Here is a 20,222-nt window from a genome sequence, read left to right as displayed (position 1 = left end):
ACGGAGAGCCCGACGACCTGCTGACCGCTTCGATCGCGGACCGCGTCGCAGCGGCGGAGGCATATCTGCGCGCGAACTCCACGTTGCTCACCTCCGAGGCGCAGGCGTCCATGCTCATGCGGGTGAAACAGCAGGCCGCATTGCGGCCTTCCATGGTTCCGCAGCCTGCCCGATCCGTGTCGGCAGTGGCTCCTCGGCGTGACCGGCTCCGCTCCACGGTCGCGCTGCTCGAGGAAGTGGCGGGCGCCGTCCTCGTCCAGGAACGGCGTCGTGGCGCTAATGCCTTCGTGGATGCCCTTGAGGGCGAAGCCTCCCCCACGACCGCCGCCGACGAAGGTCGGGCGCTGGAACGACTCCTGGCCGTGGCGAGCGCCTTGGAGGACATGCCGCAGCCGACCCTGGACCCCGAGGTCAGAACCGTGCAACGTGCCCAGCTGATTGCGGCCATGGAGGCCATGGTCGCCGACGGCACTCTGACGGCCTCCCAGCGCCGTGACGGCCGTCGCGGCACCCGGCGCGCCACCGCACGCGGCCTCGGCAAGCTCAGGCCCCGCTCCAGATGGTCCCGCGGTCTCGCCGCCGGCGGCCTCTCCGTCGGCGTCGCGGCCGGCGCCTTCGGCGGCGCCTCCGCCGCGAGTACGGACGCTCTCCCCGGTGGCACCCTTTACGGCCTCAAACGCGGCATGGAGGACTTGCGGCTCGGCCTCGCCGACGACGGCGCCGACCGCGGTGTGCTCTACCTCGACCTGGCCTCCACCCGGCTCAACGAAGCCCGCCATCTCATGGAGCGAAGCCGCGGCGGCGAGCTCGACGACGAGTCGCTCAGCGAGATCCGAAGCGCCCTGTCCGGCTTGCAGCAACAGGCATCAAAAGGCCACCGGCTGCTCAGCACCGTCTTTTACCGGGACGGCTCCCTGCAGCCGGTCGAAGCGCTCTCCGCTTTCTCGGCCGACCACCGCAAGGGCTGGTCCGAGCTGCGTGAGCGGCTGCCGGCGAAGCTGGACGATGTCAGCGACAAGGTCACCGCCGTCTTCGACGCCATAGAGCAGGAAGTGCGCCCGCTGAGGAGGCTGCTGCCCCCCGCGGACGGCTCCCGCCCCGGTGACAGACGGGACGGCTCGGGCAGCGCCAACCACTCAGGAAAGGGCACACAACCGCCCGCACCCCCCTCCCCCGGCTCCCCCGACTCCTCTCTCCCCCCGCTCCTGCCAGGATTTCTCCCGGGCCTCGGCCTCAGCGAGGAGCCCGACAGCGACAGCTGAGCCCTGCGGCGGGGTTGTGCCCACAACCCGGCCACAGCGGCCCTTGTGCCGGCACACTCCGGAAATCGTGCTGACCAGCGGATAGATCCGGCGCTCGCTGGATCGGCCACGAGGACGCGCATAGGCGGCCGGGGAAGGAAGCGGTTCCCGGTCGCCTTCCGACCCTGCACGGCCTTCTCACCACCGGCTGACCGGCACCCGGGTCCCGCGGCACGCACGAGTGCCCGAGGGAGAGGGTTGCCGGGTGTCGCACAACGTCGTCGGCGTTGATCGCTCCACTGCCCGACACGAGCAAGCCCGATCCGGAGTCCGCTTCGCGGGAGATCGGGTCGCGGTCGCTCAGTTCTGGAGCCGTGGTACGGATCGCGTCCAGGTAGGCGGACTGGGCGTCGGTGCACACCTGTTGGAACTCCGACTGAGGGAAGTACGCCGTCCGGTGCTCTCCATGGCGCTGCCTTGTACGCCCCTCCCTCTGCCAGGCGCGCGACCGCCCGCCTCGGAGCCGCTGGGAGCGCCGTGGCTTCCTGCGGTCCGAGACGGGCGGTCGCCCGGCCCCGGCGGGCGGACATCCCGATCTGCTCTGCTGTTACGGCGCCATCTCGTACGCCCCGGACAGCGCCTCGACGCGCTCCCAGACTCGGGCCGAGCGGGCGTCGTCGACGACCGGGCGACGGACCGCGCCCAGCGCCCAGTGCTGCTGTTCCGCGGTGGCGGAGTCCTTGCCGTGCAGTTCGACGGCGTGCGCGGAGAAGTCGCGTACGAGGACGGAGAACAGTTCGTCGAGCACGTCCTCCTCGACGCTGGTCAGGCGCGCCTGTTCCAGGATCAGCTGGCCGTGCACGACCAGCGCGAACAACTGGCCGACAGCGAGAAGGAGATCGAGGTCACGGCTCTGCTCCTCGCCGGGAGCTGCGGTGGTGACGAACTCGCACAGGGCGTCCGCCTGCTCCCGGAAGCGGCCGACGTTGGGCACATCGGCATACGCGTCATAGGCGGTGCGCCAGTCGTGGAAGCGTATGGAGCCCAGGCCGCGGGCCGGTCCCTGCCGGAAGAGGAAGGCGTCGTCGGCCGCGTCGAGGCGGGTCGGCACGGGGGCGTACTGGGCCGGGTGCAGCAGGTGATTGCGCATGAACTTGAGGATCAGCGCAAGGTTGACGTGGACCGTGCCCTCCAGCTTCGGCAACCCCCGGATCTCGACGGCGGCCTGGGCGAAGTAGGTGTCCTTCTCGAAGCCCTTGGCCGCGATGACGTCCCACATCAGGTCGATGACCTTCTCACCCTCCGTGGTCACCTTCATCTTCGTCATCGGGTTGAACAGCAGGTAGCGACGGTCATCGGGGCCGGCGGAGCGGAAGTAGTCGACGGCGCGGTCGCTGAACAGCTTCATGCCGACGAGGCGGACATACGCGTCGGTCAGCTCGCGGCGCACGTGCGGGAAGGCGGTGACGGGGCGGCCGTAGAGGATGCGGTTGTGTGCGTGGGTGACGGCCTCGTACATCGCGTGCTCGCAGATGCCGATCGAGGCGGTGCAGAGGTTGAACTTTCCGACATTGACAGTGTTGAGGGCGGCGTCGAAGGCAGCGCGGCCGGTGTGCAGTACGTCGTCGGGGCCGACCGGGTAGTTGTCGAGGCGGAACTCGCTGACGTACTTCGAGGAGTCGACGACGTTCTTCACGAGGTGGTACGCCGGGTGGCGGCTGTCGGCGGCGAAGAAGACGTAGCCGTCGGGGCCCTCGACGTCGGTGCGGCGGCCGAAGACGGAGACCAGGCCGGCGGCGTTGCCGTTGCCGATGTAGTACTTGGAGCCGCTGGCCCGGAAGCCGCCGTCGCCGTCGGGCTCCAGCAGCATGTCGGTGGAGTAGATGTCCGCCCCGTGGGCCTTCTCGGACAGGCCGAAGGCGAACACCTCGCCCTGGGAGAGGAGTTCCGCCGCACGGGTGCGAGCAGCGGCGTTGTCGCTCTGCCAGACCGGGCCGAGGCCGAGGATGGTCACCTGCCACGCGTACCAGTAGTCGAGCCCGTAGAACCCGAAGATCTCGTTGAGGGCGGCGATCCGTGCGGTGTCCCAGCGGTTGTCCTTCTGCCCGCCGGCGGAGGCCGGGGTGAGGAAGGTCGAGAACAGGCCTTCCTTGGCGGAGAACGCAAGGAAGTCCGCCAGCCAGGCACGGGAGCGGTAGTCCTCGATCAGCTTGCGCTTGCCGCGGTCCTCGAACCAGTCGACGGTGGCGCGCAGCAACCTGCGGGTCTCGGGGTCGAAGTGCGCCGGGTCGTAGGTGCGCGGGTTGAACAGCAGTGGGTCGGCCATGGATGTTCGCCTTTCCGGCTTGAGGGTCGAGGATTGTGGGCTGGAGAGCTTCAGGTAAGGAGGGCTGACGGGAGTGGTCGGGACGGACCGGTGGCTCGCGGCGGCGGTTCAGCGTTCGGGACCGAGCCGGTGAAGCGTCTCGAGTACGTCGTCGAGCCAGGCGAGCGTCATCCGCTCGTACGCAATGCCGCCGCGCAGCACCACGTGCTGGAGTTCCCGCCCGGCGTCGGGCGTTCCGGGAACCTCGGGTCCCGTGAAGTCACGCCGCTCCCCCACGAGATAGTGCGCGAGTCGTTCGGTGTGCGCCTGGTGGTGCCGCTCGACCTCGCGGATCAGCGCGGCGGGGTCGTCGAAGGCCGCGCCGCGGATCTTCACGGCGAGGTCGTGCCGGACGCTCTCGGGTTCGATCGGCTCGTGCAGCCACTGGGAGAGGGCGGCCCGGCCCGGGGCGGCGACGGAATACTCCTTCTTGTCCGGCCGGGCCTGCTGCGGCACCTCGCGGACGTCGATCCAGCCGTGGCTCTCCATGCGCTTGAGGACGCGGTAGATCTGCTGATGGGTCGCGGTCCAGAAGTAGCCGATGGACCGCTCGAACCGCCGGGCCAGCTCATAGCCGGAGCCCGGCTTCTCCAGCAGAGAGACGAGGATCGCGTGCTCGAGCGCCATGCCCCGATCCTTCTATGCAACTAGTTGCATAGACAAGCGGCACCGCCCAGGTGAGACACGGCTCACCCGGGCGGCCGGTCGGAGCCACAGCGCACCTGGGCAGCTTCGAACGGGAGCCGTTCCGGGCCATGGCCCGACCGCTGGGCAGAGGTACGGAGCTCTTCCGCGGGCGCGTTGTCCTGGCCCTGTACGGGATGCTGCTCGCCGTCCCCGACTCGGTCGACAACCGGGAGACTTTCGGCAGCGCGGCCCGCAGCGCAGCCCGACGGGTTACCCGCGGGCGCGGATGGTCGCGGTGGCGGTCATCGCGGCGACGAAGACCGTGGCCGCAAGCGCCGGCACCAGCAGCCCGGCGCATACGTAGCTGAAGGCCTCAAGCCCGCTGGAACCCCAACCCGACACGACCAGGTGAGGAGTTCAGGCCGATGAGTCCTGCGGCCGAAGCCGCTGACGAGCGGCCTCAAGCCGCTGGTCGTAGTCGGGCGCGAACAGCTCAGGAAGTGCATTGTCCAGCGTCCCGGCGATTCGGTGGATCGGCGCCCACACCGCCGGATCGTCGACAACGCGGCTGAGGTCCGTCATCTGGAGCTTCTCCAGCCAGTGCGACAGCACCAGCGCCTCGTCGCTCGTGAGCTTGATCGTGACCTGGCTATCGCTCATGCACACCCCTACGGCTTGGCCTCCACCCTCGGCCGCCGAACCTACTGGCCTCCGACCTTGATCAAACACATAGGGGCACCCCCCCGGCGAGATTGTGCCTGCCATGTGATCCAATCCCACGCTTGCATACGGCACTCAGGGGGAATAACCCTTGCTTCTCAGGGGGAACAAGGGGGGCCTGTCCATGACCGCGGGGGATCCACAGAGCCGTATTCCGGCCTATCCGGGCGTCGAGCGCTTCATCGACGCCTTCGACAAACTGGTGGTACAGCCGCGGCGCAGCCGCAGCAGAGTGCCGGTCGTCCTGCTCAGTGAGCCGGGCGGCGGCAATGCGGGACGCCGGATCGTCACGGGGCTCCGCTCACGGATGCGCGGCCGCAGCGAGGTCCTCGCCCCACACGCGTACATCCCGCAGATCCCGGACGGGACCGACCCGCCGCCGCTCGAACTCTTCGAGCATCTGACCCTTCAGCTCGCCGAGACCATGCCGCCCGGCACCGGTGAACTACGGCTGCACAGCTACCGGTTACTGCGCTCCGTCGTCACCGCGCCCGCCATCGAGGGACTCATGGAGCGCCGCCACGCCGAGCTGCGCAATCACTGCTACGCGGAGCACCGCAACTGGTCGCGTACCGCCCAGACCCTGTGGTGGCTCGGCGGCCGCGACCAGGCCAGCGGCGGCACGCTCCTCGAGCTGCTGTGGAACTTCATCGCAGGCCCGCTCTTCCAGCGGCTGCCACGCGCCTTCTACGGCTGGCGCGCCAACCGCCGCATGCTGGGGCGGGCCCGCAGCCGCAGCTGGTACGCGGAGTGGGTGCGCCGTCAGCACGGCAGCCCGCCCACCGACTTCTTCCGCTCCGCGCTCGACCTCGTCCACGGCGAGCCCGCCAATGAGCCGGAGCGTATGGACCGAGTGCTCATGCACGCCCTGCTCGCCGACCTCGACCAGACGAGCCGGGCCCGTCTCTTCAACCCCTGGCGGCGACGCCGCACCTCCCGCTTCGTACTGCTCTTCGACGAGGCAGGGCCGGCCGACTCGCGCGTCCAGCGCTTCCTGCGTGAACTCCGCTCCGCAATGGAGGACTTGCGCTGTACCTCGGTGTTCGCCGTGGCGGGCGGCGTACGTTCGCTGGCCTCGCGCATCCCCGACATCGACGCATCAGGCCTCGCCCACGCCGGCGCCGAGCTGGTCAACATCGAGCGGCGCGGGATGTCGCCGGGTCAGCCGACCGGCATCGTCGTGCCGGTGGCCGAGGGACCCGAGGACGACCAGGCGGCGGTGTACTGGCTCGGCCGCTGGCCCACGCTGGTGACCCCGTCGCCGCGCTGGGGTCCCGGCGCCGAGGTGGCCGGAGTGCTCGGCATCGGAACGCTCGCACTCGCGCTCGCCGCGGGCCTCGTCCTCGTACCGGACATCGGGAGCAGCGAAGAGGACGACCCCTGCCAGGGCTCCACCTTCCTCGGCACGGACGGGCAGTGCGTCGGCGTCGCCGAAGGCGCGGCCGGCTTCGGCAAGGAGCCCAGTGAGCAGGCCGTACGGGCCGTACTCCAGCAGATCGAACAGCAGAACGAAGAGGTCGACAAGGAGCTCGCGGGCCGGCCCGGCGACGACCCGCGCCCCGGTCGTCGCACCGTCGTCTACTTCGGCCCGCTCACCGGCGGCAAGGACGCCGAGGACCCGGTGCGCGGCGGCACACTGGCGGAGCTGCGCGGCATCGCGCTGGCGCAGCAGCACATCAACGCCCAGGCGCTGCGTTCCGGCGAGCGCGTCCCGCTGCGGGTGCTCGCCGCCAACGCGGGCGACCGTTTCAAGGACGCACCCGCCGTCGCCGACCGGATCGCGGAGCTCGCCGCGAGCGATCCGTCCATCGCGGGCGTCGTCGGCTTCGGGCAGAGCCGCCGCAATACGTACGACGCGATACGCACACTCGACAAGGCAGGCATCCCGATGGTCGGTACCTCGGGCACCGCCGATGAACTCCTTCGCCAGGGCGAGCACTACTACCAGACGGCCCCCACCGATGCGCGGGCCGCCGAGCTGATGGCAGCGTTCGCTTCGGGCGCGGGGATGACCACGGGCGGGCAGAAGGCGCGCCGGGTGAGTCTCGTTGCCGACGCCACCGACGCCTACAGCAACAGCCTTGCCGCGTCCTTCCGTGCTTCGTACGGGCCCGGGCGCACTGACGTACTCCTCTACACCCCCACCGACGCACCGGAACCGGGACCTGTGCCGGATGCGCTCGGCGGGCGGCCCCTGCCGACCGTGGAGGACCTGGCCCGCGAGGTCTGCCGTGCGGTGCGTGAGGAGCCGCGGACGGCGGTGGTGTGGTCGGCGCGGGCCAGCCAGTTCCAGCTGTTCCTGGCCGAGATCGCCCGTATCTCCGGCGGCTGCCCGAAGATCAGCGTGCTCGGCGGCGACGACGTCACCAACACGCTGACGGAAGAGCGGCGCCCCTGGGACGACTTCAAGGGCCTCACCCTCTTCTATGTCTCGCACGGCTACACCCCCACGCTGGCGGCACGGAGCCCGGAGGCCGCGGCCTTCCTCGCCGCGTACGACCGTGCCTACGGCAGCGACCACAGCGCCAGGACGAAGGCCATGCGCGAGGACGGCCATGTCGCGCTCGCCTGGGACGCGTTGCGCTATCTCGCCGAAGGCATCGACCAGGCCTGGCGCACCACCGGCGGACATGACGACCGCCTCGACCGCGGGCTGCTGCAAGGCGTGCTCTACCAGGGCCTGGGCGGCGGGGGCTTCGACGGCGCCACCGGCCGTATCGACGCGCACGGCGCGGCGGGCGGGGGCCGGCTGACGGAGGACAAGCTGCTTGCGGTGCTGCGGGGCAGCAACGACGAGCCGACGACCGAGCTGCTGTGCGGCACGGTGGCGCGCGGCGATAAACGCACGATGTGGGGGCCGAAGGGCGAGGAGCACCCGTGCCCGTAGCCGCGTCGGCTCATCGACCCTGGCCGATGCGATCCGGGGGACGCTGTGGGCGTAGGGTCGGCGAGGACGGGAGGTTGCCGACTCTGTGGAGGTGGGTGTGTGGATGCCTCGCACGGTGCGGATCCGCCGGCAGCATCATTGCCGCGCAGATTGGCCGCATTGGAGATCTGTCCGCTGACGGATCGGTCGGGAGTGCACGCGGCCGGCGAGATCACTCTGACCACCCGCACGACGTGGGAGCGGACACTGGAGGATTTGGTCGGCGGGGGTGGTGACGTTCATCTGGATCTGTCCGCGGTGACGTTCGTCGACGTGGCGGGTGCGTCCGCCGTGGCGGTTGCGGCCCAGCAGCTGGGCAGCGGCAGGCGCATGGTCCTCACGGGGCCGCCGCCCGGACTGCGGCGCGCCTTGGAGATGTTCTGGCCAGGCTTGGTGGCGATCGAGGTGACGGCGTGACGCACTCGGCTGAGTCGTTCGTCCACCCGGCGTTGTTCTACCGGGGAAGCCGGGAGTACCTGGCCGGCACGGTGCCGTTCATCCAGGAGGGTCTCGCCCTGAGTGAGCCGGTGGCGGTGGCCGCCCCGTGGAGCAACCTCGAACTGCTGCGCGCGGAGCTGGGGAGAAGCGCGGAGACTGTGCGGTTCATCGACATGACCGAGGCCGGGCGCAACCCGGGGCGGATCATTCCCAAGGTACTGCGGGCCTTTGCCGATGCCCGTCCCGGCCGGCGGGTGCGGATCATCGGTGAGCCGATCTGGGCCGGCCGCACTCCGGCCGAGTACCCGGCCTGTGTCCAGCACGAGGCGCTGATCAACACCGCGTTCCGGGGACGGGAGGTCACCATCGTGTGCCCTTACGACGCCGCACGGCTCGATGCCGCGGTGCTCGCCGACGCGTACGCCACACACCCCGTCGTCGTCGACGGAGGACATGCGGAGCGCAGCGACACGTACGACCCCGACCGGGTCGTGGCTGCCTACAACCAGCCGCTGGCACTCCCGCTGCGGGCCGCCGCGTTCGCCTTTGAAGCCGAACGCCTTCCCGATGCCAGGGACTTCGCGGTCGAACGGGCCAAGCATCTGGGTCTGACGGGCCAGCGTCTGGGGGACTTCGCCCTGGCTGTCGCCGAACTGACCACCAACAGTGTGGTGCACGGCGGTGGATCAGGCACCGTATGGGTCTGGGACGAGGGCGGACAGGTCCTGTGCGAGGTGAGGGACTCAGGGCACCTGAGCGACCCGCTGGCGGGCCGACGTCCGCCCCTGCGCGACCAACTCGGCGGCCGGGGCCTGCTGATGGTCAACTACCTCACCGACCTGGTCCGCGTCCACACCAGCCCGGAGGGCACCGCGGTCCGCTTCCACCTCGGGTACTGACCGGGACACCGAAATCTTGGCGCGTGGCGGATGGAATGCGTGCCGAACGAAAAGCGAGATTCCTGAAACACGCGCATGGAGAGCCAAACCCCGGGCACATGAGGTCCTGGAGGTTGATAACTATGGTTCCCCTGCTTCTCGTTCTCCTGCTCGCCCTCATTCTCTTTGGTGCCGGATTTGCATTGAAGGCACTGTGGATCGTGGCGGTGATCGTGCTCGCTGTGTGGCTGCTCGGCTTCGTCATGCGCTCCGCCGGAACCGGAGGAAGCCGCGGCCGCTGGTACCGCTGGTAGCGGCACGACCCCAGATTCTCAGGGCGGCCCCGGACATCCTTGTCCGGAGCCGCCCTGCGCGGCATTTCATTCCGGCGGATGGGGTTGCGGTGTGCACGAAGGAGCGAATCCAGGACAGGAACCGCGTATGACAGCAACCCTCCCGGAGTCTTCTCCATTTCCGGTATGCAGCAGCCACAGGGGCGAGTTGGTCAACGGAAAGCCGCCTCGAAAGGGTTGATGAGGACTACCACCACCCTGATGGCACGTATGACGGCCGAAGGCTGCGCTGCCCCATGGGTCCGGTGGCCGCAAGGCCAACTCCCCCTCCAGCCGCGCCTGACGCCTCGCTCCCTTGCGGCGGGTCACCCACCCCTCGCCGACCGAATCCGTGTTCCGCCGATCTTTGTCGGCGTTGCAGCTCGTGGGCTAGTCTTTGGCGAATTTGCCGTCTTCAAGGGCGGCGGATCGTAGCGTTGGCTCGGGCATTTGCGATCTGTCCGAGGTAGGCACTTACTACCTCCGTGTACTGCTCTCGTAGCGGCCGAACTCGAGTGAGGTTGACATGGCTGACACGACCGGATCAGCGTCTGCGGTGGGCAGCACGGCTGCACGCGGCGGCGCCAAGGTCGGTGAGCTGGAGTTGCGGCAACTGCTTGCCGGGCTGACCGCCGTACGCGACGGCGACTTCGGCACCAGGCTGCCCAATGAGGCCGACGGCTTGCTCGGTGAGATCGCCACGGTCTTCAACGGCATGGTCGACCAACTCTCCTTGTTCACATCCGAGGTGACCCGCGTGGCCCGCGAGGTGGGCACCGAAGGAACACTGGGCGGACAGGCCGAGGTACCCGGCGTGTCCGGCACCTGGGCGGATCTCACCGACTCCGTGAACGCCATGGCCGGCAACCTCACCGCTCAGGTGCGATCCATCGCACAGGTGGCCACTGCGGTCGCCAAGGGCGATCTGTCCCAGAAGATCACCGTCACCGCGCGCGGCGAGATCCTGGAGCTGAAGAACACGATCAACACCATGGTCGACCAACTCTCCGCATTCGCCGACGAGGTGACCCGCGTCGCACGCGAGGTCGGCACGGACGGCAGGCTCGGCGGCCAAGCGGACGTCAAGGGAGTCTCGGGCACCTGGAAGGACCTGACGGAGTCCGTCAACGTGATGGCCGACAACCTCACGGCCCAGGTGCGGTCCATCGCTCAGGTCACGACCGCGGTGGCGCAGGGAGATCTGTCACAGAAGATCCGCGTGGACGCGCGCGGCGAGATCCTTGAGCTCAAGGACACCATCAACACGATGGTCGACCAACTCTCCGCATTCGCCGACGAGGTGACCCGCGTCGCACGCGAGGTCGGCACGGAGGGAAATCTGGGGGGCCAGGCGACTGTGCGCGGTGTGTCGGGCACCTGGAAGGATCTCACCGACAATGTCAACGTCATGGCCTCCAACCTCACGGGCCAGGTGCGGTCCATCGCTCAGGTGGCCACCGCCGTGGCACGCGGCGACCTGTCGCAGAAGATCACCGTTGAGGCCAAGGGTGAGGTGGCGGCGCTCGCCGGGGTGATCAACACCATGGTCGACACGTTGTCGGCGTTCGCGGACGAGGTCACTCGCGTGGCGCGTGAGGTCGGTACCGAGGGCATCCTCGGCGGCCAAGCGCACGTCCCCAACGTGGCCGGGACCTGGAAGGACCTGACAGAAAACGTCAACTCGATGGCGAACAACCTGACCGGCCAGGTACGCAACATCGCCCTGGTGACCACCGCTGTCGCCAACGGCGACCTGTCGAAGAAGATCGACGTCGATGCGCGCGGCGAAATCCTGGAACTCAAGACCACCATCAACACGATGGTCGACCAGCTGTCGTCCTTCGCAGCCGAGGTGACGCGTGTCGCCCGGGAGGTCGGCAGCGAGGGGCGACTGGGGGGCCAGGCGGAGGTCGAGGGAGTTTCGGGTATGTGGAAGCGCCTCACGGAGAACGTCAACGAGTTGGCAGGCAATCTGACGCGACAGGTACGGGCCATCGCAGAGGTGACCAGCGCTGTTGCCGAGGGCGATCTGACCCGCTCCATCACCGTGGACGCTTCCGGAGAGGTCGCCGAACTCAAGGACAACATCAACTCCATGGTGGGGTCGCTGCGGGAGACGACCCGGGCCAATCACGAGCAGGACTGGCTGAAGTCAAATCTGGCGCGCATCTCCGCGCTGATGCAGGGCCATCGTGACCTGGCTGTCGTAGCAGAGAACATCATGGATGAGCTGACCCCTCTGGTGGAGGCTCAGTACGGTGCTTTCTATCTCGCCGTGGACGGCGACCAGGGCGTGGAACTGACGCTTGTCAGCTCCTACGGCCGCCCGGCGCGATCCGCCCCGGACACACGGTTCAAGCTGGGCGAATCCCTGGTCGGCCAAGCTGCGCGCAGCCGCCGCGTCATCGCCACGGACAAGGTTCCCGGCGACTACGTCACCCTGTCGTCCGGCCTTGGCCGCACAACGCCGGGTAGCTTGATCGTGCTGCCGATTCTTGTCGAGGACCAGGTCCTCGGTGTCATCGAGCTCGCGTCCTTCACTTCCTTCGCGCCCGTCCACCGCGACTTCCTCGAGCGGCTCATGGGAACCGTGGGCGTCAACGTCAGCACCATCGTGGCCAACGCCCGTACGGATGAACTGCTCGGCGAGTCGCAACGCCTGACGAGCGAGCTCCGGGCGCGCTCGGAGGAATTGCAGGTGCAGCAGGAGGAGCTGCAGAGGTCCAACGCCGAGCTGGAGGAGAAGGCCGCGCTGCTGGCCGCGCAGAACAGCGACATCGAGGCCAAGAACCTGGAGATCGAGCAGGCCCGCGGCGAGTTGGAAGCCCGGGCCCAGCAGCTGTCCCTCGCTTCGAAGTACAAGTCGGAGTTCTTGGCCAATATGAGCCACGAGCTGAGGACGCCGTTGAACAGTCTCCTCATCCTCGCGCAGCTTCTGTCGCAGAACCCCACGCGAAACCTCACGCCCAAGCAGGTCGAGTACGCAGGCATCATCCATTCAGCCGGCTCCGATCTGCTGCAATTGATCAACGACATCCTGGACTTGTCGAAGGTCGAGGCCGGCAAGATGGACATCAATCCGGAGAGAGTCCCGCTGCGTCGGCTCCTGGAATACGTCGAAGCCACATTCCAGCCGCTCACCGTTCAAAAGAGCCTCGGCTTCACGATCACCACAGCACCTGGAGTGCCGACCGACCTGCTCACCGACGACGCGCGGCTGCGTCAGGTACTGCGCAATCTGCTGTCCAACGCGGTCAAGTTCACCGAACGCGGCAGCGTTGAACTTCGGATTGAGCCGGCGGCGGACAGCGAACTGCCGCAGACCATGCGCCGGGTCGGGCCCACCGTGGCGTTCCGTGTCAAGGATTCCGGAATCGGCATCGCCGAGCAGCAGCTGGAATCCATCTTCGGCGCCTTCCAGCAGGCAGACGGCACCACGAGCCGAAATTACGGCGGAACAGGGCTGGGTCTGTCCATCAGCAGGGAGATTGCCCACCTGCTCGGAGGCGCGGTCACCGCTGAGAGCACGCTGGGCCAGGGAAGCACTTTCACCCTTTATCTTCCCGCGTGCCGCGCGGACTTCGAACACCGCGCCGCACTGGCGCCGAGCGCCGAAATCGGCAGTAGTGAAACGGCCCCCGACGACACCCTTCGTCCCACTGCTCCCCCGGCCCTTCAAACGTTCCCGCGCCAACGACGCCTTCTGGTGATCGAGGAGCGGCCGCGTGGCCTCATGACACTGGTCGCCGAAAGCACCGTCACCGAGTTCACCGACAGCCGCGACCTGACCGACCCGCGCGCCTCAGTGGAAGTCATCAGCGCCCTCGGAGCCCAGGAGGCGGCCGCCGCGCTCGCCGCAGAATCCTGTCACTGCGTCGTACTGGACCTGGACATGCCCGACGGCGAGGCCCTGCGGTTCCTTGACGCCATGGACGGCGACGCGGGACTCCGCGGGGTTCCCGTCCTGGCCCACAACAACCGTCGTCTGGGCCAGGCACACGAACGGAATCTGCAGACGCGAGCCGAGACCCAACCGCTGGAGCTGATCTCCAGCCTGGACGAACTGCGGGAACGCATCGCCCTGCACCTCTCCGCCGAGCAGCCGGGCGACGTCCTGCCACTCATGCGACCCGAGGAGGCCGCACTCGCTTCGCCCCAGGACACTGACGAAGCCCTGGCCGGGCGCACCGTCCTCGTCGTCGATGACGACGCCCGCAACCTGTACGCCCTCAGCGGCATCCTGGAACTCCACGGCATCAACGTTCTGCATGCCGAGAACGGCCGTAAGGGCATCGACACTCTCTCCGAGAACCCCGGTGTCGATCTGATCCTGATGGACGTGATGATGCCGGAGATGGACGGCTATACCGCCACCGCTGAGATTCGGCGGATGCCGGCCCACAGCACGCTGCCGGTCATCGCCGTGACAGCCAAGGCCATGCCTGGGGACCGCGAGAAGTGCTTGGCCGCAGGAGCCAGCGACTATGTCACCAAACCGTTGGACGCCGATGACCTCATCGCGTGCGTTCGCCGATGGGTGAACACGTAGCCGGCTCCCGCCCCTGCCAACCACTTTCGCGCGTCAACCATCCCGTCAGGAGCAGCACTACGGTGAAAACCCCCCAGCCGCCCGAAGAGCCCGTCCGGGATGACGGGCCGCTGGGGGCTACCTCCGATCACCGGTACCCCCGCGTCAGTACCCTGCCCCCGTCCTACGGTTCGGAAGACAGCACCAACGAGGGGGCAGGCTCCGAGCTCTCCGACATCCTGGAGCGCGCCCGGGCTGAGGTCAGCGCTGACCCAGTCGGCGCATCGGCGGTCGGCCGACTGGCCGCGACAGTCGAACGCCTTCGCCGCGAAGTCCAGGCAGCCCATGCCGCCGCTGATGGCCGCGCCTTGATCGAGCTCGCCAAAGGCGTCCTGATCGAGCGGCTCCACTGCGGCCCCACCGAGGCAGCCGGGCACCTCGCCGGGCTGGCCGAACAATCGGGCATGTCACAGCTTGAGCTGGCTGCCGACATCATCAATCAGTCCGCACACGACAGTTTCACCGAGGCGGCCCGCGACTTCATCTCTCGGACCAACAGTGCCAGTGAGACGTCCGACGGGACAGCCGGATCTGTCGCGGTCCGGCTGCGCGCGGCCGAGAGCGGCGCACTGTCCGCAGACGACACGCAGGCCGTGGCCGAGTCCGTCATGCAGCACGCGCTCGCCCCGCTGGGTGCCACTGCGGTCGCCATCTGGGCAGCAGGACATGACGCGTCTCTCACCCTCGCCGGCAACGCCGGGTTCCCTGCGGAAGAAGCCGGGCGCTGGCATTACGTGCCGCCCGGTGTGGAGACCGTGGCCCGCCGAGCGCTGACCGAGCGCCAGACCGTGTGGTTCCAGGCACTCGCCGAAGCGGGCCTTCCCTCAATCAGCGATTGTCAGGCAACCGGTGGCGGACGAGTGGCCGTACCGGCCGGCGCCGGCGGCCGGATCATCGGAGTCCTGGAAATCTGCTGGCCCCACCGCCTTGCGCCGCAACCGCCTCAGATCCAGCGTCAAGTGGAAGCCCTCGCTGAACTCTGCGCCCACACACTGGAAACACACACAGCGCCAGTCATCGGTTCACCGGGCGCACCCAACGCGCTGAAACGAGACCTCGCCGAACTGGTCGACCTCGTCGACGGCCTCTACGACCCCGCTTTGGTGCTGCTGCCTCACCTCGAGGCCAACGGGCTCCTGACCGACTTCCGCATCCATCACACAAACCGTCACTTCGTCGATCCTGCAGGACGACCGCGCACCGCCGTCAGCGGAGCAATGCTTCTGGAGGCCTACCCCATGGCCGCCGGCGACAGTGACCTGTTCGAGAAGGTGGAGCGGGTGCATGCCACCGGTGAACCCTTCCACGCCCAGCGGATGACGCTCACCGCGCTGGTCGATCAGGTGCCGCTCGAAGCTGTTGCCGACATCAGTATCAGCAGGCACGGCGGTGCCGTATTGCTCATCTGGCGGATAGAAGACGAAGCAGGCCGATTGGCCAGCCTGTTGCAGCACGCCCAGCGCCTGGGCCGCATCGGCGGTTTCGAGGAGAACACCACAACCGGCAAGATCACATGGAACCAACAGCTGCACAGCCTCCACGGCCTGCCGCCCACCGCTGCACCCATACCCTTGGAGCAACTGCCCGCGCACGCCCACCCCGACGACGCAGTCGCCATCGGCCGCTTTCTCCGTACGCTGTTCCGGCGTCGGCGGGCCGCTTCCACTGCCTTTCGTCTGCAACGTCCCGACGGCATCACTCGGCACGTCCGGGTCGTCGCCGAGCCGGTTCTCGACGCGGACGATCGGCTGCTGGCTGTGCGAGGTGCCTTCCAGGACATCTCCTCGCAGCACTGGACCGAAGTGGCGCTGGCAGCGACACGCGACCAACTCGCCCACACGGAACAGGAGTCGGCCGAGCGCAACCGCCTGGCTCTGCAACTCCAGCAGGCAATCATGCCGCCCGCCGGGGGGCCGATCAACGCTCCTGGGCTCAGCGTAGGAGTGCGCTACCGGCCCGCGGAGACCGAGCACCTGGTCGGCGGCGACTGGTACGACGCATTCGTCCTGCAGTCCGGCCAGGTCCTCGTATGCGTCGGTGACATCGCAGGCCATGGCATCGAGGCTGCGACCAGCATGATCGTCCTCCGTAACGCCCTACGTGGCCTCGCGGTTACCGGCGCAGGCCCCGCGCAGCTCCTGACCTGGCTCAACATAGTGACGCACCATCTGACCGAGCCGGTCACCGCCACTGCGGTCTGCGGTCTCTACGATCCCAGCCGCCGCGTCCTGCGCTGGGCCCGCGCCGGTCACCTTCCGCCCGTCCTGGTGAGCGAGCAGCAGGCCACGACACTGCCGCTCATCCGCGGCATGCTCCTCGGCGCCGTCGCACAAGCGGAGTACGAGGAAGGCGAAGTACGACTCGAGGCGGGCGACACATTGCTGATGTACACCGACGGACTGGTCGAGCGAAGAGACTCCTCCATCCACGACTCACTACAGCATCTGATCGCCACCGCGAGCGTTGCCACCCAGTCGCTCGAACAACGACTGGACCGGCTCCTCACTCACAGCAGGGCAGACACCGATGACGACACATGCGTCGTCGGCCTCCAGGTGAAGTGATGGTGCGCTCCGACGTTTCTGGGCATCCCGGCACCTGACCGGAATGCTCATGCGCGGTCGGGGAAGGCGCATTCTCGCCGGACCTTCACTCTGGAAAGGATGACGCATGTCGACAGCCACACCGTCCACACGCCACACGGCCACGGAGTCGCTGCCCCAGAACAACTTCCAGGACAGCGTCGGTGAACTGCCGTGGATCGAGGACACGGAGAAGATCGCCCCGAAGGACGCGCGCGAGCTGTCGAAGCTGTTCTTCGATCGACTGCGGGTCCTCGATGAAGGCACCCACGAGTACCAGTACGCCCGCAACACGCTCATCGAGATAAACCTGACCCTGGTCCGGTTCGCCGCCCGCCGCTTCCGTAACCGGGGCAACGGTGAGATGGAGGACATCATCCAGGTCGGCACCATCGGTCTGATCAAAGCCATCGACCGCTTCGACCTGTCTCGCGAAGTCGAGTTCACTTCCTTCGCCATCCCCTGCATCGTCGGCGAGATCAAGAGGTTCTTCCGCGACACCAGCTGGGCCGTCCATGTCCCCCGTCGACTCCAGGAACTTCATGTCGACCTGACCAAGGCCAAGGAAGAACTGGTCACACGCCTGGGCCGCCAGCCCGGCGTGACGGAGTTGGCCGAGCACCTCGGTCTCGGCGAGGACGAAATCGTCGAAGGCCTCATCGCCTCCAACGGCTACGCCGCCGGCTCCCTCGACACGCCGGGCGGCTCCAACGACGAAGGCGCCGGCATCGCCCCCGCCTACACCGAGATCCTCGGCGAGAGCGACCCCGCAATGGAACTCGTCGAAGATCTCCACGCCCTCGCCCCGCTCCTTGACCAACTCGACAGGCGCGAACGCCACATCATCGAGTTGCGCTTCGGCCAGGAGAGGACCCAGTCCCAGATCGGTGAAGAGCTCGGCATCTCCCAGATGCACGTCTCCCGCCTCCTCGCCCGCACACTGAAAAAGCTCCGGACCGGCATGCTCACCGACCACTGACCGTCGGCACCGGTCCCTTCCCACTGAGCACATGCGTGGCTACGCACGCCGCACAGCAATGAAGTTCGGCGCGCAGGAGATCCCTCGGCCGAGAAGGGGCGGCACGGACGGCAGACGTCAATCGTCCACAGGGCCTTCCTGGTGGAGTGCGTTCGCGCGGTCGATCTCGGCCAGGTGCTCTTCGGCCCAGGCCCGGACCGCGGCCAGCGGCAGCTGCCATTCCTGGCCGCCTGAGTGGCGGGGCCTGATCAACCGGGCTCCGAAGTCGGCACCGGTCAGCTGCTGCGGATGCGCGTGTGCTCAGGCGGGTCCATGTGCGCCCGGTGTGTCGCCCGGCAGAACCGGTGCGCCGGCGATGACGCCTGGGTTGCCCTGGTCGCGGAGCTGTTCGCACCGGGCGCCGCCCGTACAACCCCAGCCAGTGCCGCCCGAAGCGGGACAGTGGGCGTTCCTCGACCGTGATCGGCCCGCGCGGTGAGCACCTCGAAAGGCCCCCTGACAGCAGCCGCATATGCGACGAGACCGCGCCGCGTCGAGCGTGCGCCTCCCACGACGGCCACCGGTGTACGCCGGTGCTGTCGCGGGTCGCGCGGACCGCCTACCGCTCAGAGCGCGTCGGCGTTGCCACCCTCTCCACGGCGCCGGGTGCACCAGCCGTCCCGCCCGCAACGCCACCGTCTATCCTCGGTGCCGGGCACCGAGCGAGTCCCGCGAGCGGCGTGCGTGCGGGCAGCCATGCTGGAGAATTCCAATGACCGCGGTTTGCGACCCCCGGCCGTTCCGCCGCGGCCGCCTGCCCCGCCACCGACCCAGGAGGTGCCTTCCGTAGTGGCCGATCACGACCGGCCCGGCCGACCCCGCCCCATCGAACGCCTCGCCGCGTTCACCGCCCTGGCGGCGCTGCCGGGAGCGCTGACCACCCTCATCGTCGGAGCGGTCATGAACTGGGCGGCCCTGGTAGCCACCGTCGCGGCGCTGCTGGTCGGGGTGACGGCAGGCTGGCACGCGGTCTCGCACAGAGGTATGCGACGCGCGATGGCGGGCCTGGGCATGGTCCTGGCGCTGGCACTGCTGGTGGCTGTCGCGTTCCTCTCGGACTTCAGCCTGCCGCGTTTCGCGGTGATCCTCGTGCTGGCGGCGCTCTCCACGACCGCGGCGCGCGTCGCGCTGCGCCGGCGCGAAGGGTCCGTCGCGGCGGCGGGCAGACCCGCCGCGAAGCCGGTCCGCCCGGTCCTGCTGATGAACCCGAAGTCCGGCGGAGGCAAGGTCGGGCAGTTCCGCCTGCCGGACGAGTGCCGCCGCCGCGGCATCAAGGCCGTTCTGTTGAAGCCGGGTGAGGACCTGCGAGAACTCGCCGAGGAGGCGGTCGCGCGCGGTGCCGATGCGATCGGTATGGCCGGCGGGGACGGCTCGCAGGCGATCGTCGCGGAGGTCGCCGCGCGGCACGGCATCCCGCACGTCGTGGTCCCCACCGGCACGCGCAACCATCTCGCGCTCGACCTCGGACTGGACCGTGACGATGTGGTCGGCGCCCTCGACGCGTTCGTCGACGGGGTGGAGCGGCGGATCGATCTGGCGACCATCAACGGCCGTGTGTTCGTCAACAACGCCTCGCTCGGCCTGTACGGGCGCCTCGTGCAGTCGCCCCAGTACCGGGATGCCAAGCTCAAAACCGCCGCGGAGACACTCCCCGACCTCCTTGGTCCGGACGCGGTCCCGCCCGACCTGCGCTTCATCGGGCCGGACGGCGCCCCGCACTCCACGGCGACGGTGATCCTCGTCTCCAACGGCCCCTACCAGCTCGACCGCCTCGAAGGCCACGGCACCCGGGAGCGCATGGACTCCGGGAGGCTCGGCGTGGTCACGCTGACGATCCGCGACGCAGCCGAAGCCGTGAGGTTCACGACCCTGCAGGCGGCCGGGCGGGTGCGGCGGTTCCCCGGCTGGCACGAGTGGACCGCGGAGCGGTTCGAGGTACGCTCCGGCGGTCCCGTGGCCGTCGGGGTCGACGGCGAGGCGTTGACGCTCGAGCCGCCGATCGTGTTCGCCACGCTGCCCGGGGCTCTCCGCCTGCGGCTCCCCCGGCACGCGGTCGGTCTCTCCCCGGCGAGGCGGGCGGTCCACCTGCTCTCGCGGTCGACCGTCGCCGACCTTGCCGCCGTGTTCCTCGGCCGCCCGGCGGACCGGCAACAACCGGCCGACGAGACCCGCTGAACGCAGCGGGGACGGCGGGCGCCCGCTATCTGCTGCGCCTGCGCGATGCCACCCGAAGGCCTGAGGACTTCGGGCCACACGTCCGCCCGGTGCCGCACTCCCCGTGGGCGGTCAACGCCCGTGCCATCTCCTGCCCTTGTTCTCGGGGACGGGGGACTCCGCCACCAGAGACAGCCCGGCGGCCCCCGGGATCCGACCGCCGGTGCACCGCGGTTATCGAACCGCCGGGGTGGCGAGGGCGGTTCAGCCAGGAGTGGCGTCGTCGTACCCCCGTGCTCATGGCGAGCACTTGTACGCGGGCATCGTTCCGGAACACCTCCGAGCGCGGCACG

General features: G+C 68.7%; 14 protein-coding genes. 9 read left to right on the top strand and 5 right to left on the bottom strand.

The window, feature by feature from the left end:
• Positions 1-236 precede the first annotated feature (236 nt).
• Positions 237-1,262, top strand: coding sequence for a DUF5667 domain-containing protein (locus tag OG735_RS37340; RefSeq protein ID WP_442812641.1), 1,026 nt, complete (start codon positions 237-239; stop codon positions 1,260-1,262).
• 586 nt (positions 1,263-1,848) lie between these two features.
• Here the strand turns inward: OG735_RS37340 and OG735_RS37335 are convergent.
• The 4 genes from OG735_RS37335 to OG735_RS37320 form a co-directional block, all read right to left on the bottom strand.
• A complete protein-coding gene (locus OG735_RS37335; protein ID WP_327327575.1) occupies positions 1,849-3,567 on the bottom strand; it encodes an acyl-CoA dehydrogenase family protein in 1,719 nt (572 codons plus the stop codon).
• Positions 3,568-3,675: 108 nt separating this feature from the next.
• A complete protein-coding gene (locus OG735_RS37330; protein ID WP_327327574.1) occupies positions 3,676-4,233 on the bottom strand; it encodes a PadR family transcriptional regulator in 558 nt (185 codons plus the stop codon).
• A gap of 270 nt (positions 4,234-4,503) precedes the next feature.
• Positions 4,504-4,635, bottom strand: coding sequence for a hypothetical protein (locus OG735_RS37325; protein ID WP_327327573.1), 132 nt, complete (start codon positions 4,633-4,635; stop codon positions 4,504-4,506).
• A 15-nt stretch (positions 4,636-4,650) separates the two neighbouring features.
• A complete protein-coding gene (locus OG735_RS37320; RefSeq protein WP_327327572.1) occupies positions 4,651-4,893 on the bottom strand; it encodes a hypothetical protein in 243 nt (80 codons plus the stop codon).
• A gap of 184 nt (positions 4,894-5,077) precedes the next feature.
• Here OG735_RS37320 and OG735_RS37315 point away from each other — a divergent pair, with 184 nt between their 5' ends.
• The 7 genes from OG735_RS37315 to OG735_RS37285 all read left to right on the top strand — a co-directional run bounded on the left by OG735_RS37315 (position 5,078) and on the right by OG735_RS37285 (position 17,676).
• Entirely contained in the window at positions 5,078-7,840 is a 2,763-nt protein-coding gene (locus tag OG735_RS37315; protein ID WP_327327571.1) for an ABC transporter substrate-binding protein, read from the top strand.
• A gap of 159 nt (positions 7,841-7,999) precedes the next feature.
• Entirely contained in the window at positions 8,000-8,296 is a 297-nt protein-coding gene (locus tag OG735_RS37310; RefSeq protein ID WP_327327570.1) for an STAS domain-containing protein, read from the top strand.
• Positions 8,293-9,216 (top strand): anti-sigma factor RsbA family regulatory protein, encoded by a 924-nt coding sequence (locus tag OG735_RS37305; RefSeq protein ID WP_327327569.1) that lies wholly within the window; start codon positions 8,293-8,295, stop codon positions 9,214-9,216. Before OG735_RS37310 ends, OG735_RS37305 begins: the two co-directional genes overlap by 4 nt.
• Positions 9,217-9,338: 122 nt before the next feature.
• Positions 9,339-9,509: a hydrophobic protein gene (locus OG735_RS37300; protein WP_326654632.1), complete on the top strand. Its 171-nt coding sequence runs from the start codon at positions 9,339-9,341 to the stop codon at positions 9,507-9,509.
• A 544-nt stretch (positions 9,510-10,053) separates the two neighbouring features.
• On the top strand, positions 10,054-14,076 hold the full coding sequence (locus OG735_RS37295; protein WP_327327568.1) for a hybrid sensor histidine kinase/response regulator: 4,023 nt from the start codon (positions 10,054-10,056) through the stop codon (positions 14,074-14,076).
• Between the two features lie 62 nt (positions 14,077-14,138).
• Positions 14,139-16,679: a SpoIIE family protein phosphatase gene (locus tag OG735_RS37290; RefSeq protein ID WP_442812554.1), complete on the top strand. Its 2,541-nt coding sequence runs from the start codon at positions 14,139-14,141 to the stop codon at positions 16,677-16,679.
• 106 nt (positions 16,680-16,785) lie between these two features.
• Positions 16,786-17,676, top strand: a complete 891-nt coding sequence (locus tag OG735_RS37285; RefSeq protein ID WP_327327567.1) for a SigB/SigF/SigG family RNA polymerase sigma factor — start codon at positions 16,786-16,788, stop codon at positions 17,674-17,676.
• A gap of 117 nt (positions 17,677-17,793) precedes the next feature.
• On the opposite strand, the gene OG735_RS37280 is transcribed toward OG735_RS37285, so the two are convergent.
• Positions 17,794-17,928: a hypothetical protein gene (locus OG735_RS37280; RefSeq protein WP_327327566.1), complete on the bottom strand. Its 135-nt coding sequence runs from the start codon at positions 17,926-17,928 to the stop codon at positions 17,794-17,796.
• A gap of 576 nt (positions 17,929-18,504) precedes the next feature.
• On the opposite strand from OG735_RS37280, the gene OG735_RS37275 reads away from it, so the two are divergent.
• Positions 18,505-19,890 carry a diacylglycerol/lipid kinase family protein gene (locus tag OG735_RS37275; RefSeq protein WP_327327565.1) on the top strand — a complete coding sequence of 462 codons (1,386 nt, stop codon included), beginning with the start codon at positions 18,505-18,507 and terminating at the stop codon, positions 19,888-19,890.
• Positions 19,891-20,222 lie beyond the last annotated feature (332 nt).

It is taken from the genome of Streptomyces sp. NBC_01210, from assembly GCF_036010325.1.
In the GTDB taxonomy this organism is placed as follows: domain Bacteria; phylum Actinomycetota; class Actinomycetes; order Streptomycetales; family Streptomycetaceae; genus Streptomyces.
The sequence above is the reverse complement of the archived record's forward strand: the minus strand, read 5'-3'. Positions and strand labels throughout refer to the sequence as shown.